At 56.6% G+C, this 18,823-nt stretch carries 14 protein-coding genes; 10 read left to right on the top strand and 4 right to left on the bottom strand.

The annotated features are described in order from the left end of the window. Positions 1-20: 20 nt before the first annotated feature. The 4 genes from A9762_RS04115 to A9762_RS04135 form a co-directional block, all read right to left on the bottom strand. A complete protein-coding gene (locus A9762_RS04115) occupies positions 21-890 on the bottom strand; it encodes a hypothetical protein (protein ID WP_139133068.1) in 870 nt (289 codons plus the stop codon). Positions 891-902: 12 nt separating this feature from the next. Beyond that, positions 903-1,142: a hypothetical protein gene (locus tag A9762_RS04120; protein ID WP_069340781.1), complete on the bottom strand. Its 240-nt coding sequence runs from the start codon at positions 1,140-1,142 to the stop codon at positions 903-905. Between the two features lie 821 nt (positions 1,143-1,963). Then, positions 1,964-2,431: a hypothetical protein gene (locus tag A9762_RS04130; RefSeq protein WP_170836180.1), complete on the bottom strand. Its 468-nt coding sequence runs from the start codon at positions 2,429-2,431 to the stop codon at positions 1,964-1,966. 16 nt (positions 2,432-2,447) lie between these two features. Beyond that, entirely contained in the window at positions 2,448-2,798 is a 351-nt protein-coding gene (locus A9762_RS04135) for a hypothetical protein (protein WP_069340784.1), read from the bottom strand. A 321-nt stretch (positions 2,799-3,119) separates the two neighbouring features. Here A9762_RS04135 and A9762_RS04140 point away from each other — a divergent pair, with 321 nt between their 5' ends. The 10 genes from A9762_RS04140 (at position 3,120) to A9762_RS04185 (ending at position 18,808) form a co-directional block, all read left to right on the top strand. Then, complete coding sequence (locus tag A9762_RS04140) at positions 3,120-3,437, top strand: hypothetical protein (protein ID WP_139133069.1); 318 nt, start codon at positions 3,120-3,122, stop codon at positions 3,435-3,437. Positions 3,438-3,532: 95 nt separating this feature from the next. Then, positions 3,533-9,865 (top strand): Eco57I restriction-modification methylase domain-containing protein, encoded by a 6,333-nt coding sequence (locus A9762_RS04145; RefSeq protein WP_069340786.1) that lies wholly within the window; start codon positions 3,533-3,535, stop codon positions 9,863-9,865. 63 nt (positions 9,866-9,928) lie between these two features. Beyond that, positions 9,929-10,444 (top strand): DUF5615 family PIN-like protein, encoded by a 516-nt coding sequence (locus A9762_RS04150; protein ID WP_069340787.1) that lies wholly within the window; start codon positions 9,929-9,931, stop codon positions 10,442-10,444. A 279-nt stretch (positions 10,445-10,723) separates the two neighbouring features. Continuing rightward, positions 10,724-12,028 carry an O-antigen ligase gene (locus A9762_RS04155; protein WP_083253613.1) on the top strand — a complete coding sequence of 435 codons (1,305 nt, stop codon included), beginning with the start codon at positions 10,724-10,726 and terminating at the stop codon, positions 12,026-12,028. 44 nt (positions 12,029-12,072) lie between these two features. After that, positions 12,073-12,831 (top strand): class I SAM-dependent methyltransferase, encoded by a 759-nt coding sequence (locus A9762_RS04160; RefSeq protein ID WP_069340788.1) that lies wholly within the window; start codon positions 12,073-12,075, stop codon positions 12,829-12,831. A 199-nt stretch (positions 12,832-13,030) separates the two neighbouring features. Further along, positions 13,031-13,732: a hypothetical protein gene (locus A9762_RS28410; RefSeq protein ID WP_139133070.1), complete on the top strand. Its 702-nt coding sequence runs from the start codon at positions 13,031-13,033 to the stop codon at positions 13,730-13,732. 436 nt (positions 13,733-14,168) lie between these two features. Next, a complete protein-coding gene (locus A9762_RS04170) occupies positions 14,169-14,450 on the top strand; it encodes an H-NS family nucleoid-associated regulatory protein (protein WP_069340790.1) in 282 nt (93 codons plus the stop codon). 117 nt (positions 14,451-14,567) lie between these two features. Then, positions 14,568-16,574 (top strand): acyltransferase family protein, encoded by a 2,007-nt coding sequence (locus A9762_RS04175; RefSeq protein ID WP_069340791.1) that lies wholly within the window; start codon positions 14,568-14,570, stop codon positions 16,572-16,574. A gap of 119 nt (positions 16,575-16,693) precedes the next feature. Then, positions 16,694-17,959 carry a site-specific integrase gene (locus tag A9762_RS04180; protein WP_069340792.1) on the top strand — a complete coding sequence of 422 codons (1,266 nt, stop codon included), beginning with the start codon at positions 16,694-16,696 and terminating at the stop codon, positions 17,957-17,959. A 45-nt stretch (positions 17,960-18,004) separates the two neighbouring features. Further along, positions 18,005-18,808 (top strand): hypothetical protein, encoded by an 804-nt coding sequence (locus A9762_RS04185; protein ID WP_069340793.1) that lies wholly within the window; start codon positions 18,005-18,007, stop codon positions 18,806-18,808. Positions 18,809-18,823: the final 15 nt, after the last annotated feature.

Raw genomic sequence — 18,823 nt, forward strand, 5'->3', positions numbered from 1 at the left:
CCCAGCTTTCGATCGATTAGTCACGCGACCGCCTGACGGCTTTGCAAGACCTCGTACAGTTCGACAACCCGACGTCCCATGCCGCCGTTCGTGTCGTTGTCGACCACCGTCCCGCCAACAACGGCGAGCCAATGACCGCGTACACCCAGAACGTAGCTTCGGCTGTTGGGCAGACATTGCAACAGCTGCTTGATTGTAGGCGGCGACTTGCCTCCCACTCCGTTGACTTGGATCTGCACCAGCTCGAAGCCCATTTCTCGAGCAGCTTCGACAGCGTGGCTCTGATGCATCCCCTTTGATTCGTGCCAGCCATGCTTCCGGCAAATTTCTGCAACACGCATGAAATCCAAACCACATGCTTTAGCAATGGCAAATGGAACGCATCCGCCTTCAGTATCTCGCCCGTCGTCCTCCAACATGGGAGAACTCTCGTCATTGGGCTCCTCTCGATGCCCCCATTCATTCCGGCACGCGGTGCAACGGTAAAAGACGCGGATCCGGTTCAAACTGCGCCGCAGCTCACCGTACTCCTTTTCCCCGCGCCCCTGTTTGCACACTGGACATTCAGGCCAGTGCTTGGGGACATAAGCTGCTTCGGGATCTTTGCGAACTTCCAGTTCCACGGCAGTAGTCGCGACGGGACGCAAAATACCCTTTTTTGCGAGCCAGCTCGCAAAATCAGTCTCTGACAGGAAGCACCAGTCCTCTCGCGCAGCTTCGCGCTCCGCAAATGTTTCCCGCCTGTACTCTTCCGACAGTTGGTGAAAGTCGAGTCCGATTTCACCAAGGTATGGCCCGCCGCTCTGACGCTCGTATGAGTCACCCCAGTTCAACATGTACAGGGTCATGCCCACAGGCATATCCACGGGAATCGGCGCGGTAGAATCCAAGTCTGCCTCCAATTATTCGTCGAAGCCCTGATGGGCGAGATCGACCACAAGGCTGCTATCTGCCGCAGTCTTTCCTTTGTAGGCCTGCGCCCATTTTCTGCGCTGCGCTGGACTGCGAGTGGCGCACGAGCGCTCGTGCCGCTTTTTCCAGGCCTTGCAAAGCCCCTGCATGTCGCGATTGAAGATCGTGAATAGCCGGTACTCAGCTCCGCAATGACGGCAACTCGCATATCCGGTGTTGTTCAGCCCCATAGGCGTTTTCAATTCCCTTCGAAATCGATTGTTCAGACCGCTATCGTCGCAGGCAATTATATATCCCCAATGGGGACATTATCAACATCGAAGGATCAGAGCGCCCCAAGCGCATTTGCGACTAATCCTATATCGACTTCACGCAGCGTTTGGTATAGCTGTTTCCAACGAATAGTCGAAGGAAGATGAGATGTCACACCAAGCTCCCGAGGGATTGTCCCGCAATCAGGAAGAGCGGAATAGGCTCCCCACAATCGACGCGCGCCCATGGCAACCCGCCCCCCTCTTTTTGAGCGTAATCACAGCCATAGTCGGGGGGCAGTATCTAGCACGCGTCGTGGCTGAGTCGCCATACGTTCGGCAAAATCCGACCTGGCTTGACCACATTCCCAGGGCCGCGCTGCGAATCGTCGGCGAGCCCAATCCATCTCAAGAAGCGTTGGCGACGGTCGGACTATTGACTATTCTGATTATGTGCGTCGGCGTCGTCTGGGCTCTGCTCGCAGGCGTGCTGTGGATGCTGTCTGAACGGCGTGGAAGACCGGGATACAGATCGCGCATGCTCCCGTCGGCAGCATCCTCACGTTCGCGATTTAGCGAGGAGGACAGAATGCTCGATTCGGAAAAGTGGCGATCACGTGTAATCGCCGAGGGGCTTGCGATATGCCCCTCATGCGAGTCCGACGAAGTGACCATGGGCGCCTGTAAGATCGGCTCGAAGACAATTCATCAGGAATACACGTGCGAGGTGTGTCAGCACGAATTCACCGGCATATTCACGCTTGCTGGGTGCTACCGAGGTCACCCCGAGTAACGACCGATCACCTCGCACATCCTTTTGGACCGCTCCACCCTGACGCCTCCTGCCGCCCGAGCGCGGCCGCAGCTCGAAACAGTAGCGCCTGAATAACATCGTCACCACCATCCTGCACATACGCGGCACCTCGAATTACGCTCTTCACGACCCCGGGCTTCGTCACGTTCGCGGCGGCGAGAAGTGTCACGAGCCTCTCGGCCTCTCTGCGAGCACCCTCAGGGGCCCCGCCGACGCCTATAGCCGCCGAGATCAACTGCTCTTCGAAATGCAAAGGGTACGCGCGCAGCTTGAGTGCGTAATTTCGGTCCACCTGATCGAAGACTGTCGCGACAGAGTGAAGTCCGTCGGCAAACAACGCACGGCAAAAGGCGTGCGCGTCGGCATCAGTTAGTGCGTCGACAAACGCGAGCTGGCGCTCGGCAAACTCGACAGTGTCATCAAGGTCGTCGACTGGAACGTTAGGTGCGATCAATGTGCCCCCCATGCTCTTAGAGATTCGCCCAAAAGTTAACTTCGTATGCGACGTCGCACTCACCGTCGGACCCAACAGCAGGCGGATTTGCGTTGCCCATGCATTCCTCGAACACAAAGCCGACGGGTTCGTAAATCAAGCCCATGATTTGTCCAACGGGTACGCCTGCGGGGGATGCAAGTGCCTTTTCGAAGGTCGCCTTCGTCTTCGCTTCCATGTACGCCCGAACAGCGGCAGGATCGGTCAGGTCAAAGTTTGTAACGACTGTCTCGCCAAACGCCATGTCAGTTTGCCCCAGCTCGGCAGCAGCTTTCATCACAACACTAACCGCCGCGCTGAGGTTCGACTCATTAAAGCCAAGGTTCATTCGATTCTCCGCTTTCGTCTGTAGGCCGCGCCAATCGCGGACCCCTAGCAGGTTATGAGAGAAACCCTGCCACAGCAACCCCGGCGGCCGTCTGACATGGTGACATTTACGCTCACAAAAAGATTCTTTTTGTTTTCCATAATGACAAAATTTAATAAACTACGCATAAATTTGCGTATATTTTAGGTAATTCGTATCTTTCCTTGGCATCGCGAGACCCGATGAACAAGAAAAGGACGAAAATGGACCGTGAAGTTCTGCCGCAAGATGACCTTGCAACACAGCGTGTCGACGCACCCGAATTTGAACGTGGAGAAGCAAATGATCAGCGAAATGGCCCTGAGAGCGATCCGGCATTGGACGGAGCATCGTCCGCAATGGGTGGAGGAATTGAAGGAGGCGGGAAGACTGGAGGAAGTCGCGCAATCGGCGGCGGATCAAGCGACGGTGGAGATCGACTCCCTGATGGCGAGCGGGCTTCAGCGCCACGAAGCGGAGGAAATCGCAATGAACCAGTACATCACGACACCGCCGACGGACGATCAGGACTGGGAGATGTTGGAGACGGAGGAGGATCGACAACGGCAGGCGGGCTACGCCGAGACGATCCGCGCGACGCGAGTGCAGACGGATCAGTAATCGAGTCGTCCGATTTCCGAATCGAGGATTCCCTCGGAATTGGAGAGGGCGGCTTACGCAGAAAGTTCGCACAGAACCTCGAGGCTATTCGCCTCGTGAAGCGCCTCGCCATTGAGAAGCGGGCCGCTACCACAAACGAGCAGGCGTTCCTTGCTCGCTATGTGGGATGGGGCGGACTGCAGGCTGCGTTTCCCCGCGCGGACGGCACCTATTCCAAGGGCTGGGAGCGACTCGGCAGGGAACTCCGTGCCGCACTGTCTTCCGAGGAATACGAAGCCGCATCTGCTTCAACACGAAACGCACATTTCACACCAACCGCTGTCGTCGGCGCAGTGTGGGAGATCGTGGAGCGCCTGGGCTTCACCGGCGGCATCGCCCACGAGCCATCGGTAGGCATCGGCAATTTTCTTGGGTTGGTTCCGGAGCGCCTACGCGAGTCTACAAATTTTGTGGCCGTTGAGCTCGACGGGCTTACGTCGGCAATGGCGAAGGCCCTCTACCCGGGCGCCATCATTCACGCCGAAACTGGATACCAGGACTTTGAAGTCCCCGATGGCGGATTCGCCGACCTTGTGATCGGCAATCCGCCGTTCGGTCAGGAACGCCTCTACGATCACGCATACCGGGAGCTGAGCGGTTTCTCAATTCACAACTACTTCTTCGCCAAGAGTCTCGACACTTTGCGCCCCGGAGGCGTCTTGGCGATGGTCGTGTCGCGCTATTTGCTCGACGCACGTGACTCAACCGCGCGTGAATACTTAGCTGAGCGGGCGCGCCTGATTGGCGCGATACGCCTGCCGAACACGGCCTTCCAGGCAAACGCCAACACCGACGTCGTCACTGACATCATCCTCCTGCAGAGACATTCAGATTCCAATCCTCAGAAGGGCTCCGAAACTGAATGGATTCACACACGTGAGATCCCGGACCCTCTGGGCGGCGATCCGATCACGATCAATGCATACTTCGCCGACCATCCCGAGATGATGCTGGGACGTATGGAGCGTTCCGGCGGGACCTATCAGGGCGACTCGGCGACGCTCGCTCCGTTGCCGGACGTTCGAATCGAGGATGCCCTTCGCAAGGCGATCACCAATCTGCCCTCCCAAGTGGTGGCGCGAGGCCCCGACGACCTTGCCGAATCCGCCGAACGCTTCAGGCAAATGCGTGAGGAGGTGGAATCTTCCGCTTTCGATAGGGAGCTTGGTGCGTTCTTCCTCGAAGGGGAGCGCCTGATGCTTGTCGACGAGGCCCCCGAGACAGGTCTCAACCAGGTAGTTGAGCTCACCCCCTCTTCCGCCTGGTCGTCAAGCCTCGTACCCGACGGCAAAGGAGGGTATTCCAGACCAATCCGCGTAGACGGAAAATCGAGCGTCGAAACATTTGCCACTCTGGCAGACATTCCCGATCGGCTCCGGCTGGGCGAATCCCGTTACGAGCGCCTGGTTGCGATGGTGCGCATGCGTGATCTGCTGCGCAAGCAGATCTCTCTCGAGACCAGCAATGGAGATGTCGGCGAGATGGAAGGCAATCGTCGTCAGCTGAGAGCCTCCTATGAGCGATTCGTCAGTCTCCACGGTTTTCTCAACTCCGATGCCAACGTTCGCCTGTTTGAGACCGACCCAGACTCACCTTTACTTTGCGCGTTGGAAGTGAGCTATGACGACGGCGTCAGTGCAGCAGCCGCGAAGAAGCAAGGGCGCCCGCAACGCCCGCCTTCGGCTACGCCCGCTCCCATCCTGCGTGAGCGGGTTATCGCAGCATACGTATCGCCGGAGTCAGCTGAGACTGCGAAAGACGCATTGGTCATATCTCTCGCAGAGCATGGCCGCGTTGATTTAGCCCATATGGCCGAGCTCGTGGGACGCAGTCAAGACGACGTCATCCGCGAGCTTCACGACTCAGTGGAGGATCCCCTCATCTTCCGCGATCCTCAGGACGATCAATGGGTCGCACGGGAGGCCTATCTCTCTGGTCCCGTCAAGGTGAAACTTCGCCACGCGATCGATGCGGGACTATCCAAGAACGTCGCAGCTTTAGAGCAGGTTCAGCCGGAGGATATCCCCGCATCCAACATCGGTGTGCGTCTTGGCTCAGTCTGGGTTCCCGCCGACGTATATGCCGCATTCATTACTCACCTAATCGGCGAACCGGCAAAGGTTCTTTTCCGCGCCTACGACGCCAAATTCTCTGTTGACGTATCAGCGACGGCCAACTCAACGGCAAAGTCACGACAGACTTGGGGTACATCGCGCCGCCCCGCCAGCGATATCATCGAATCGCTGCTCAACAGTCAAAGCCTGGCTGTCCACGACACCGTGTATGACGAAGCGAATCGGCCTCGCCGCGTGTTCAATGAAGAGGCCTCAGCGGAAGCAAACGCAAAGGCCCGCGAAGTGACCGCAGAATTCGAGGACTGGGTTTTCGCAGACCCAGAGCGCCGCGAGCGACTGGCGCGCATCTACAACGACGAATACAACACGCTCCTGGTTCGTCAGTACGACGGCCAGCACCTTACGTTCCCTGGGAAGGTGCCGGACTCAGTGATCAAGATGCGACGCCATCAAAAAAATGGCGTATGGCGTATCGTACAAAGCCGTAATACCCTGCTCGATCATGCAGTCGGGGCCGGGAAGACGTTCACGATGATTTCTGCGGCGATGGAACTGCGCCGCATGCGCCTTGCACGCAAACCGATGATCGCGGTGCCGAACCACATGGTTCAGCAATTCGCGACGGACGCGTATCGCCTTTACCCTGGCGCCAAAGTCCTCGCCGCAGGCAAGAAGGACTTCGAACGCTCACGCCGTCGCCGCCTATTCGGTCGCATCGCAACGGGCGATTGGGACATCGTAATCGTTCCTCATTCTTCCTTCGGCTTCATCCCGATCTCAAAGGCGAGCGAAATCAAGTTCATTGAGGAAGAGATCCGCCAAGTTCAACAAGCGATCAATGAAGCGATCGAGGCTGAGGGCGCACGATCGCGCTCAGTTAAGGATGTTGAACGGACGAAAGTAAGCTTGGAAGCGCGTCTTGAACGGCTCACGGACAATCCCAAGGACGAGATGATAACGTTCGAAGAAATGGGCGTCGACCACCTTGGGATAGACGAAGCGCACCTCTACAAGAATCTCTGGTATCACACCCGACTGACGCGAGTTTTGGGCCTCGGCAACAAAGAAGGCTCAAAGCGGGCACTCGACCTGTTCATGAAAATTCAGGTGCTCCAGTCAGGAACAAACGGCCGTGGCGGTTTAACGCTCATGACCGGCACACCAATCTCGAACAGCTTGGTAGAGATGTACACGCTCAAGCGATATCTGGCGCGAGACCAGTTGAAGGCGGCGGGCATCGAGAACTTTGACGCGTGGCACAAGCAATTCGCCGAAGCGCGTACGGCGATGGAAATGACTGAAGCCGGAGGCCTCGAAGAGAAAACGCGTCTCGCGAAGTTCACCAACATGCCCGAGCTGATGGCGATGTACTACCAATTCGCCGATGCAGTGACGTTAGACGACATCAAACTCTGGTACTCGCAGGACAATGACGGGGCTCGATATCCGGTACCAAGAATTGCCGGAGGCAAGCGACGTAACATTGTGGTCAAGCCCACGAGCGAGCAACGCCGCATTTTGAAGGAAGTGGTAACCGACTTTGAAGGCCTCAAACGGATCAACAATCCCATTGAGCGCAATCGGCAACGCTTACGATTAATGGACCGTGCGCGTAAAGTGGCGCTCGACGCCCGAGCGGTGGACAAGTCGATTCGCGAAGGCGAATCGGGCAAGCTTGGTACTGTCGTGCGCGAGGCAATGCGTCTGTATAAGCGCTGGGACGCAGATCGCGGCACCCAGCTCCTGTTCCTTGACCGTTCCGTACCGAGCTCGAAAGGCGGACAGAAGCTTCTCGCCGAATTCGATTCGCTTCAGGACAAGCTGCGCACCACGACGAACGAACTGGCGCGCGACGACATCATCGAAAAGCTCTCAAGATTCGACATGAGCGAAATTGAGGCTCTCCGCGAATCGAACGGAGCCTCGTGGAACGCATACGACGAGATGAAGCGGCTTCTCATGGAGCAGGGCGTCCCAGCACACCAGATCCGGTATGTCCAAGAAGCCAACACCGATTTGCAGAAGCAGGATCTCTTCGATGCCGTCAACGCCGGGGACATCCGGTTCTTCTTTGGCTCTTCCCCGCGCATGGGTGCCGGGACCAACGTTCAGCAGCGAATCGTCGGCCTGCATCACGTAGACGTCACATTCAATCCATCCGACATCGAGCAGCGCGAGGGTCGGGCCGAAAGGTTCGGAAACCTGCTACAGGCAAAGTACGGCGATGACTTTGAAGTCGCGATCAACGCCTACGCCACCGAACGAACGTACGACGCCAAGATGTGGGGTCTTATTGAGACGAAGATGCGGTTCATCAACGCTATCCGTCATTACACCGGCGAGCGCGAAATCGAGGTTGAAGACGACGCGGCCGATAACATGGCGGAAATGGCCGCGATCGCCTCGGGCGACCCTCTCATGCTTGAGCGCGTACGGCTTGAGGCAGAGATTACAAAGATCGAAGGGCTTCGGCGCGCGTTTACACGTCGCCAATACGGCATTCAGGACCAGATCAGATCCGCAGAGCGCGACATGGAGACGATCACCCCGGAGCGCATCGCCCAGTATGTGGCGGACGAAACGCGCGCACTTGCCGGTATCTCCGCGATGCAGGAGCATGCCGATGCGCGAAGCCTGGTCGTAGATGGTTCGCCATTCGGAACAGCATCAGCCGCATTTGAGGCGATCGAACGGTCTATCAACGCCCAGCAGGGGGACAATCCCAAGGCAAAGTACAGAGTGTTTGTTGACGATGCCCCGCTGACGAACCGAGAGAACCTAGCGTCCGCAGTCTTTACGCGTTTCGGGGATTCCTCGCCGTTTCTGGTGCGCATTGGCGAAACACAGTACATCCATCGAAAAGCGGCAGCTGACGCCGTTCTCGGACACTTCAACGCGATGCGTCGGAGCACTGCTGGCAGCGATGAGCGCACTATTGGCGAATACCTAGGATTCCCGCTTGTCGCGTTCGCCGACGCCCGAGGGTGCGGATTGGGGTTGAATGGCGCAGCGACAACATACTCCGCAGAAGCTCTCTATCGAGACGGCAAAGTCTACGAGACTGACTTGATCCGCTTGTTTAATGCACTCGCTATCGACGTGCAAGGCAACGCAAGTTCACTGCAGAAGCGCAGAAACGTCGCTCTGCGCGATCTTCCCGACCTGCGAGAACAGGCGACGAAGGTCTTCCCGCAAGAGCTTGAGCTCCAAGTGAAGCGAAGCAGGCTCACCGAGGTAACGGCACTCTTGGCCAAGAAAACTGCAGCGGACCTTGATGTTGAGCACGACGTCGACATGACCTCGTTGATCGAGAACGTCTGGGAGGACTCATTTTCCCCGCCCGAATTCGTTTCCGATAGCACCGAAGTCCCCACCGCCCCACTGGCGACGGATGACACGTCTGCGTCGGTGCCTAGCGCGGATGAGATTCTTGCCGAGCTGGTGAAGCGCGGCGAGGATCCAGACGTGAGGCGCGTCGAGGAAGTCCGCGAGATGGTCGAGAAGGTTCCGGCGGATCCGGCACTCGCGGGGGATGTCACAAGCTTGGTATCAGGGGTGTTGGATAGCGGGCTTACTGCCAGCCCCACACAGCGCAGCGACGAAAGCACACGCGTGCGCTCGTCTAGAGCGAAGACTGATAAAGCGGAACAAGTGCAATCGGAGAAATCCGATGCCCCCTCCTCTGCGCCTTCAGATATCGTCGAAGGACCAGCGATATCCGCGCTAGAAGCACGCCTTAGTTCGGGGCCAAGCAATATTGGCCAAGTACACCCCGGCGTGCTGCGGTCCCTTCCTAGCCTCGATCCCGGCAAGCACGACTACCGCTATGGCATGGTCGAAGCTGAAATTGGCGACAGGCAAGCGCTCGTGGATCAAGGATTCGTTCTCGGACACTACAACCTGGAGGTGAGCTCTTTCTACGCCGCCATTTCGGAGGGTGTCACTTCCGACGTGCAGCCCAGCCGCTTGGAGCACATGTACGTTCGTGACCGGACGCTCGTTGGACCGGACGGACGTTCACAAAGGGGCCGCTCCGTGATGGCAGAGATCGCATGGTGTCATTTCATGACGCACGTCTCGGTCGAGGATGGCTTTTGGAATGCGGAGGAATCCAAGGCGGCAATATCATCGTATCTCACCGAGCTTTGCACGCATCGCGTACCGCAAACAAAGCCGAGCCTAGCCTCACTTGCTCGTCTGGCTGCTGGTCATAAAGGAACTGTCGCGACACCTCAACAGCTGATCGTTCCCGCGAGCGATCCTACTCATAAGCGATCAACGTCCGATATGCCCGCAGATACGGTAGAGTTGTAAGCCCATGCGGGGGGCACGCCCTCCCGCATCTCCTTCGTTGCGACCTCACTCCTGGAGGCTTCAGTGGCGCGCTGGGTACCAATCGTTTCGACGGATGGGGAGATCAAGCTCTTCACCAAACAGTTTCGGCAGAAGGCGCGATTCCTTGTCGACGAGAATATGGGCGAGGAAGTTGCCAAGCTTCTCAGATCGTTTGGCTACAGTGCTATCTTCGTCGCTGACGTCGGCTTGTCCGGCAAATCGGACGAAACCGTATTTTCGTACGCTTGGAAGAAGCGTCTCATTATTCTGACCCACGACAGCGACTTCCTTGATGACCAAGCATTTCCATTCCACCGGAATCCTGGCGTGATCGTGCTACCCGGCGCAGAAGGCGACGGAAAACTGGAACCGGCATTGGCGGACGTCATACGTCTCGTAGCGCCATACGGTAAATCAGATGCAGGAGAAAAAATCTCCGTATCCGTGGACCGTGTGTGGACACTACGGCGGTTTGATCGTGATATCGGCAAGCACGTCACTTGGCGGGTCCGACTTACTGGATCTTCCGGGGCAGAGCAACTTGTCGACGACCAATAACTTTGATGGAGCGTCAGGGTGCCATCGCAGGCACCGGGCGCAGTTGAATAGGCATCAATCCCTCGGGGCTACAAGGCTCAACACGCTAATTAAAAGGGCCGGAGAACTATCTCCCTGCTCGACGCCGCCGGAGGGCGACTCGCTGCTGTTTCTTGAGAACACCCGAACCGGATTTGCAACGCGGATTCAGGAGATAATCCGTGGCTAAACATACTGAATTTGTATCTCCGTTGCGGGACACGGGCCCCGCCGACGGGGTGCCATGCTCTCGACCTACCAATGAACCATATTCCGGCCAAAGCCCTTGGCATGCCACTCTGGTTGTCTACCTCCTACTGGCGGCTGATGCACGTCTTTGTCCTTGTCACCCCAACGGCGTATGCCTTGCTTGAGGGTGGAACAAGCGCCCTATTGCTCTTAGCAGCCGTCATGAGCTCATTCGCACTAGTTATGGTTCACCGCGAACCCGCTGGCCGCTTGACATACGCCGAACTGGGATTTTGCTTAGCTCTCGCTGCTCCACTGACTGCCACCTTGGTTTCAGAGGCGATTCACGGCGAGATCATCTGGCGGACGTTGGACTCGCCGTCACGGTTCCTTATTGGAATCCCCGTTTTTCTTGTCTTACGGCGCGCCAATCCGTGCGTGTTTCGCCACTTTGATTGGGCAATTGCTTGTGGAGGCCTGTCGTGCTTGGTCGTTCTTTTACCCCACTCGAACGAATGGGGCAAGATGCGAATGGAGAGCTACTATATGAACGCCATCCACTTTGGAGACGTCGCATTGCTTTTTGCGATCATGACGCTGATCTCGCTCAAGTGGAAGCATCGTAAGGTTGCCACCATTCTTCGAGTCTTAGCAGTGGGATGCGCGCTTTTCGCCTCCTTTCTTACCGGATCGCGCGGCGGATGGATCGCCATCCCCATTGTTGGCTTGGTGTACATGGCGGTGCCACGCCGAAACCTTTCGGTGCAAGTGAAATCTTCGATCGTCAGCGGTATCGGTGCTGTGCTCTTGTTGGTCTTTCTCGTCTCGCCATTTTTACGTGGTCGCGTGGATCAAATCTACACAGACCTCTCCGAATACGCAGCTGGTCAGCGTGACACGTCCGTCGGTGTCCGACTCCAGCTATATGAGGCCGCAATTCGAGGCATCGAGCGAGCCCCGATAATCGGACTCGGCGCCGACGGCTTCAAGCGGTTGATGCCCAACGAAATCGAGCGGGGCACCGTGACTGAGCTCGCGGGCGAAGCGGGCGAAGGAGAGGTTCACAACCAACTGCTGGCATATGGTGCCGACTACGGCTTGCTGGGTCTTCTCGCGATGCTCGCCGCATACCTCGCGCCTTCACTATTGTTCTGGCGAGCCGCGCGCGACGTCCATGCTTGCGCACTGCGACATGAAGCAGGCCTGCTCGGGCTTGCGGTATGTGTGTGTTTTGGGGTGTTTGGCTTGACCGTAGAAACATTCAATCTCAAAGCAACGGTATCATTGTACGTAGCACTACTCGTTATTCTGGCCGCAGCGTCAGCATCGCGCTCCGCTAGCGATCAGTGCATCGCCGATTCTCGCGCTAGCGCCTAATTGCTTGGGCGAAATTTCCACACGACAGACTACCCCACAGCCATATGTTCGAACAGCAGCTTGCCCTGGGAATTGGACAGAACGTTGATAGGATCTTGAGAGAGCGCGCCGACTGGTCCAACAAGACCGTTGTGGATCTTGCCTGCGGTGATGGACGAACCACATACGTCCTCAGAAGTTTAGGCGCCACCGTCAAACCGTACGACATCATGCCGGAGTACTGCAAACTTGACGGCGGCGCCGAGTACGCAAACATTATGGACGGGCTCCCCATAGAGAGTGCATCCGTTGACGTAGTCGTGTTGCAAGAGGTGATCGAGCACCTTCCAAATCACCTTGCCGCACTGCAAGAGATCAATCGAATTCTTAAGCCTGGTGGAGAGCTATTCCTGACGACTCCAAACCGGAGCTCGATGGCGTCTAAATTTGCGTATCTATGCTTCGAAAGCGAGATCATCCGAGGGACTCCACCGAGTGCGATGGAAAGCGTGTGGGGAGACGCCGGTGAGCGTAAATACTACGGGCACCTGTTTCTAATGGGAGCACAGCAACTTCGTACGCTCTCTATGCTCGCCGGATTCACCTCAATGCACGTCCACCGGTCCGATAAGAGTCGAACCTCGCAGTGGCTGATGGTGCCCTTCTATCCCATCGTCTATGCAATGAGTTACCGCGCGTATCGACGCGCGCTTCGTAAATCAACCTGCGCAATCTATGCCCGCGAGAAAAACGAGCAGCTCAAGCTCAATGTCGACGGCCGCATTCTCACGAATAAGTTTCTGATAGCCTCCCTGAAGAAGTAGCTGTGCTCAATGAGAAGCCCAGGCAGACACACTATTCGCGTCCTGCCCCAGCATCCGCAGCTAGATCGAAAATGTGTAGATTCGCGCCCACGGACAGAAATGGACGAACGCGACAGTAAGTGCGTGAAGCACGTATTTGACTCCGTGCCTTCACTATGGGGCAAGGCCTTAACCTCGAGTCTAAAGGTGCGGAGCCAGCGTGAACAATCTGATCGCCAACAACTACCTCCGTGGCCGCGATAGCGGACGACGTTATCCTACGCGTGAGCAGAATCTATTCGTTAGCTTATCAAAACACCTATACGCGGTAAGCGATGGGTCGCTCCGCTATCAGCGCAAGGTGATCGATCCACGACTGCCCGGACAAAAGCAGCTGCTGCGCCGCTACGTCGTCCTCGACGTCGATACGGGAGTGCTCTACGGTGAGTACCATCTTGCGAGCGACGACGTTGACGTAGTTGGATTTCTCGCACGAGCATGGCACAAGAAGCCAGACCACCCTATGCGTGGCTTTCCACGACTTCTCAACATTCCTAAATCGCTTGATGGTGCAGCAACCGATGATGTGATGGATCTCTCTAGCCGTGCCACGTTCGAAGTTGGATATCTCCAAGGTGGATTTTCCGTTGGCATTCACGCCGTTAAAGCGCTTGAGTCCCGAGTTCAGTCTTTGATCCCGTTCCACGGGCGACAGGCCACCTTATGGGCGGTCCAAACGCTATCTGCAGCAACTTCGCGTATCGCATCGAATTCGATGTCCTTCGCGTGGAACGAAGAATGGGACAAAATCCCGGAAATCCCCAGCGATTTCTTCCAATATGTTGACAAACTCTACACAGAGGAGGGTGCCTGGCGATATGAGCCCTTTGACGTTGTATTGAACGGGATTCCAAAGAGTTAGTGGATTAATGGCCTCCCTCATGGAGTAAGCGCCACCCACTGCTGCCATTCCTCAAGAGCACATTTGCCTCTGCGCACGCCCCCGGAGTAGCCAATCGCACTCGTAGAAGACCCGCCGTTGGATACCGAACACTTGCCTCGATTATGTCCCCGACGCGAGCGAGCCCACTTGCCCGTGCACCAGTTGACGCCATCGGGCTGTCCGCTTTTCCCAAATTCTGCTTCATCACTTCGTCCTCCGCGTTGACAAAAAATGTCATGAGTGCAATCTAACGCGAACTCAATGACTTTTCGCACCAGAAAAGAAAATATTCATATATTTTTTTCAATCCGCACATTAGCAGATATACTTCCTCACTGCCACGGGGTTGATCAGTTCTCCTACGTTGGCTCGACACGCCCTAACTTATAATTCAACGTACCTTAAGAGTTTCACAATGGCGACTTACAAAGAACTTGTTGCGCAGAGAGACCAACTCGACGCGCAGATCGAAAAAGCGCTAGCAACCGAACGCGCGAAGGTTATCGCCGAAGTACGCGAGAAGATCGAAGCATTCGATTTAACCGCCCGAGATCTCGGCATTGCGATCCGCCGTCGCAACAAACCAAAGCCCGAGGCGGTATACCAAGACCCGAAATCTGGTGCTGTTTGGAGTGGACGCGGGCGCGAACCGGGTTGGATCAAAGGGAAAGACCGCAACCGATTTCTCATTAAGTAGGAACGCCCAAGCATCGACTTGGACATAATTCTTTGAACAAATTGCAGGCGACCAGATGATTCGGGGGCGCGCTTGCCGGGGGCAGTCGGGGGGGGCAACCCCTCCGACAAACTGGGAATGTCAAAACAACAACTTGGGGCGTATCGTCCCGACATAGATGGCCTTCGAGCCATCGCAGTAGCACTTGTCGTCTTTTGTCACGCCAAATTTGCCTCCTTCTCGGGAGGATTCATCGGCGTGGACGTGTTCTTCACGATTTCGGGATTCGTCGTCGCGAAAGGCTTGCTACGCGACATTTCGCAAGGATCGTTTAGCTTCTCCGATTTTTACGTCCGCCGCGCAAAGCGGCTGGTACCTGCACTGTTCACCGTTCTCCTTGCAACGTTTGCCTTTAGCGTCCTCTTTCTCATTCCCGACGACGCAATGGAGGTGGCGAAGAACATTGCTTATGCGACGGGCTTTGCCTCTAACATCTACCTCGCCAAGCAAACTGGGTACTTTGACGCGGACGCGAACCATCAACCTCTGCTTCACACGTGGTCATTGTCCGTGGAGGAGCAGTTCTACCTGGTCCTTCCGATAGTCCTCTTCGCCTTGCGACGCGTCGACATCGCGCGCCGTCTCTTCGTCATTGCTCTCCTCGCACTCTTATCTTTTGCCTGGGCCGAAATTGCACGAGCCAAGGGTGAGCAGAGCGCGTACTTCCTCGCACAGTACAGGGCCTTCGAGTTCCTAATTGGTGTATTGCTCGCAGCGAGCTACGACCGCCTGCGACTCAGCAACTCCATTCGAACGACGGCGTTTTGGACTGGGCTGCTCGTCGTCATCGCGTGCGGCGCCACTATGGGAGGCGCGCCATTTCCAGGCGTCTGGGCGCTCGTCCCCTGCGGCGGAACCGCTCTTGTCATTGCCTGTGGCGCGCGTGCGCGGGGTAATTGGGTCCTATCGAATAACGTTGTGGTGTGGCTCGGCAGGCGCTCATACAGCCTCTACCTGTGGCACTGGCCCGTATTCTTCGCTGCAAACAGATTCGGGTTCACATCTCATTTTGCCGCGATCATTGGCATCGGTGCTTCTTTGGCACTCGCGGAGGTTTCCTACCGCTTCGTGGAAACACGGTTCCGGTACGCGCAGATGAGCAAGCGCGCTGCTGCTACGACGTTCGTCGCCATGCCGATGGTTCTGGCGGGGAGCCTCGTCGGCATTGGTCGGTTAACCAGCAATTTTCTACCGCTCTTCCCAGCAGAGTTTCGCAGCGTATATGCGCAAGCTACCGACGCCGACTGGGTTGGAGGGCGCGGGTTAAGCTGCTGGGGACAGACGGATGTGACGTCGTCAGATGTGTGCTCTGTAGGGGCGGCCGACGGAAAGCGCGCCGTTCTGTGGGGAGACTCACACGCATACCAGTTTGTCTATTTCTTTGACATGCTGGGCAAAGACTACCGCTACTCGGTGCACGATCTGACTCGCCCAGCCTGCCCGCCCGTCGCAAACCCTGGCGTATCCCCGGGTAAGCAACTTGATAGCGACTGCAGGGCTTACAACGCGAAGGTGATGCAGTATTTGCTTGAATCCCAAACGATCGACACGGTGTTTGTTGCTGCGACCTGGGCTTCCTACTTGGGCTCCGATAGCCCCGATGCTCGGTTTAAACCGGGGCAGATGGTGTCCGACATGGAATCTACGTTCCGCAAATTGATCGAGAGTGGAAAAAAGATTGTTCTCCTGGATGACGTACCCGCTATCCCGGAAAATCGCATCAATTGCCAGCTGTACAACCGTCTTCCGTTCGGCGCAGAACAACGGGATTGCGGCTTTCCAGCGACATCAACGTATGCGCTTCGAGACGCTAATTACGCGATTATTGACCCTGTTGTGAAAGCAATCCCGAGTATCAAGGTGCTGCACACATTCGGGGTCACATGTGCCGGTGAGACGTGCGAGGTTTCTTCGGAGGGTGTCCCGCTCTACCGGAACAACGACGCGACGCACCTAAATCTGACCGGGGGAATCGCGTATTACAAGCTGTACCAGACTAAGCGCCAAGGGGAAATCGACAAGGCATTGGGTGCAAACGTTGTCGAGGCGGGAAACCGCCGCGAGATCACAGCCCACCCCGGGTAAACTGTCCACGCCTCCGCATGCGCTGGTGCGGGGCGTGGTTGAGCTAGCGTCATTCGTTTTCTATAGTATGGTTAATCCGCTTGCGATCGACATACTTATCCAGTTCCGGCAGTCCGTTTATGCCCAACCATAGCCAGCACGTTATCCCTTCGCTTGCCAGTCCCGCGCCGGTGACTGACACGCTACACCGTCAGCCTGACAGCGAGCGCGGCATTACGGCCGCGACCGACATCGAAGCTATCCGCGAGTGGTTACGTGTGTTCCAGGCTAGGCCTCAAACACTCCGCACCTATCAGAAAGAGGCGGAGCGGTTTTACTTCTGGCTTTCCCAGATCCGCGAGATCTCGCTCACCCAATTCCGGCTGAACGATATCTTTGAGTATGCGTCCTTTCTTGAATCGCCCCCGCTCGAATTGAGGCGTGACAAGGGCAAACGGCGTGTTCCCGGCGAGTTCCGTCCATTTTCGAGCTCCGGTCTATCCCGCCGTTCTGCGCAGCACGCCCTGACCGTTGTCGCCTCGCTCTTCGGATGGCTGCACTCGGCGCACTGGATCAAGGTCAACGCGTTCGTTCTCGTTCGAATCGAGACCCTCTATGAGCGTGAGGAGGTCAAAGCTCGTCAGTCACAACGTCAATCATCGGCGGACGTTCGGACTGCTCTTCATGATGAGGCCGAACACGTGCGCGCGCGCAAAGCGGCGAGGCGATCTGTCGAAAAATCGTTTCGCTTTGCGTTGGCCACTGATGTCCTAGATGTCCTTGAAGCTAGGGCGAATCAAGCCATCATTGATGGGTCTGCCAGTCGGGAATCGGCGGAGCGTGCACTATTTGTCGTCAGGTTCTTAATGACTACGGGATTACGCCGCGACGAGATCGCTCTGGGGAAGATGTCGGATATCCAGCAATCGGCAAACAGTCGCTCGAGAGTACCTATTTGGACGCTGAGAGTATTCGGTAAGGGCAGCAAGGAGCGGGACATCTCACTTATCGAACCAGCTCGCGCCGCACTTGAGCGTTACAAGCGCGCACTCGGCGAGCCTGTAAGCACTTATGGCAACGAGGCTCCGCTAGTGCGCCCGCTTGGCGCGTCACGTGAGGCCGATCGCCATGTGTCCGCGAACACGATCTACACGATTGTACGTGAGGCACTCACCTACGCTTCGAAGGCACTAAATCTTCAACCGACGGACGAGGACTACCATACGTTGCTAGATGCCAGCCCGCACTGGTTCCGCCACGCGTTCACGACGTTCCAGTCGGACCTCGGCGCCCCCTTAGCGCACCTTCAAAAGCAACTCGGCCACAAGAGCATCACTACCACCGCCAGGTACATCGATCAGGATCGCGAGAAGCAATACGAGATCCTCTCTACGCTCAAGATCTGATGCGACCGCACGATTAATTCATTCCGACTTTCCCCGGGGATATGCATGCAAGAGCCTGCCCAGGCGCCGCGCAAGCCGCTTGCGCTGAACGAAGCCGTTTATTACAGAGATAGATTGCGTGTGGCCCGTTATGCCGCGCAAAGCTCGGCTGAAGATTTTCGGGAGATATGCTACGCGATCGAGGAGTTAGGACGCCGTCTGTCTGGACGCCAAGGGGCGCTAGGAGAATACCGGAAGCATATTCGATGGTTCGCAGACCGCGTACCGACAACGTCATCACTTGTCGAGCGGTTCCCCTCGTTCTTTACAAGTTTTGATGCTCTTTACGAATCAATCTTACAGGCGAGAAATGACGCCATGCACACCGGTGCCTTTGCTCGCCATGCAGCGAGTCGAGGCATCGAACTTTGCATAGCGCTAGAGGAGGCGATTATGCGCCGCAATGATCGGCCGGACGAAAGGGTTTATGTTCGAGATCATATGGTCAAGCAGGTGGTTGCCGTGTCTGATTGGCAACCGGTTGGCTTGGCGCGGCAGCTGATGCTGATGCACTCTTTCTCGTTTCTTCCAATCCACCAAGGTGGCCAATGGAAGCTCGTGTCGGAAAGATCGATCGTAGATTGCCTCTACAACAAAGCAAATCGTGCCGAGCGGTTGGCAAAGTCTATTGATGAAGCTGTTAATGAGGAGTTACTTCGCTTGTCCGGCGCGCGGACCATTCGACAAGATTGGACGATTGATCAAGTTCTTGATCAAGGGGGCACTGACACACACGAATTCACGCTCTGGCTCGTGGTCGACGAAGCCGAACATCTTGTTGGCGTCTTGTCCCCGTTCGAGCTCATGTGAGATCACTCGTCGCCC

This window comes from Pandoraea sp. ISTKB (genome assembly GCF_001721285.1).
Taxonomy (GTDB): Bacteria; Pseudomonadota; Gammaproteobacteria; order Burkholderiales; family Burkholderiaceae; genus Pandoraea; species Pandoraea capi.

What these genes read in the sequence shown, in the direction of transcription:
- A9762_RS04120 (WP_069340781.1), bottom strand. Translation starts at nt 1,142, where the DNA reads ATGGGGCTGAACAACACCGGATATGCGAGTTGCCGTCATTGCGGAGCT.
- A9762_RS04135 (WP_069340784.1), bottom strand. Translation starts at nt 2,798, where the DNA reads ATGAACCTTGGCTTTAATGAGTCGAACCTCAGCGCGGCGGTTAGTGTT.
- A9762_RS04140 (WP_139133069.1), top strand. Translation starts at nt 3,120, where the DNA reads ATGATCAGCGAAATGGCCCTGAGAGCGATCCGGCATTGGACGGAGCAT.
- A9762_RS04155 (WP_083253613.1), top strand. Translation starts at nt 10,724, where the DNA reads ATGAACCATATTCCGGCCAAAGCCCTTGGCATGCCACTCTGGTTGTCT.
- A9762_RS04160 (WP_069340788.1), top strand. Translation starts at nt 12,073, where the DNA reads ATGTTCGAACAGCAGCTTGCCCTGGGAATTGGACAGAACGTTGATAGG.
- A9762_RS04170 (WP_069340790.1), top strand. Translation starts at nt 14,169, where the DNA reads ATGGCGACTTACAAAGAACTTGTTGCGCAGAGAGACCAACTCGACGCG.
- A9762_RS04175 (WP_069340791.1), top strand. Translation starts at nt 14,568, where the DNA reads ATGTCAAAACAACAACTTGGGGCGTATCGTCCCGACATAGATGGCCTT.
- A9762_RS04180 (WP_069340792.1), top strand. Translation starts at nt 16,694, where the DNA reads ATGCCCAACCATAGCCAGCACGTTATCCCTTCGCTTGCCAGTCCCGCG.
- A9762_RS04185 (WP_069340793.1), top strand. Translation starts at nt 18,005, where the DNA reads ATGCAAGAGCCTGCCCAGGCGCCGCGCAAGCCGCTTGCGCTGAACGAA.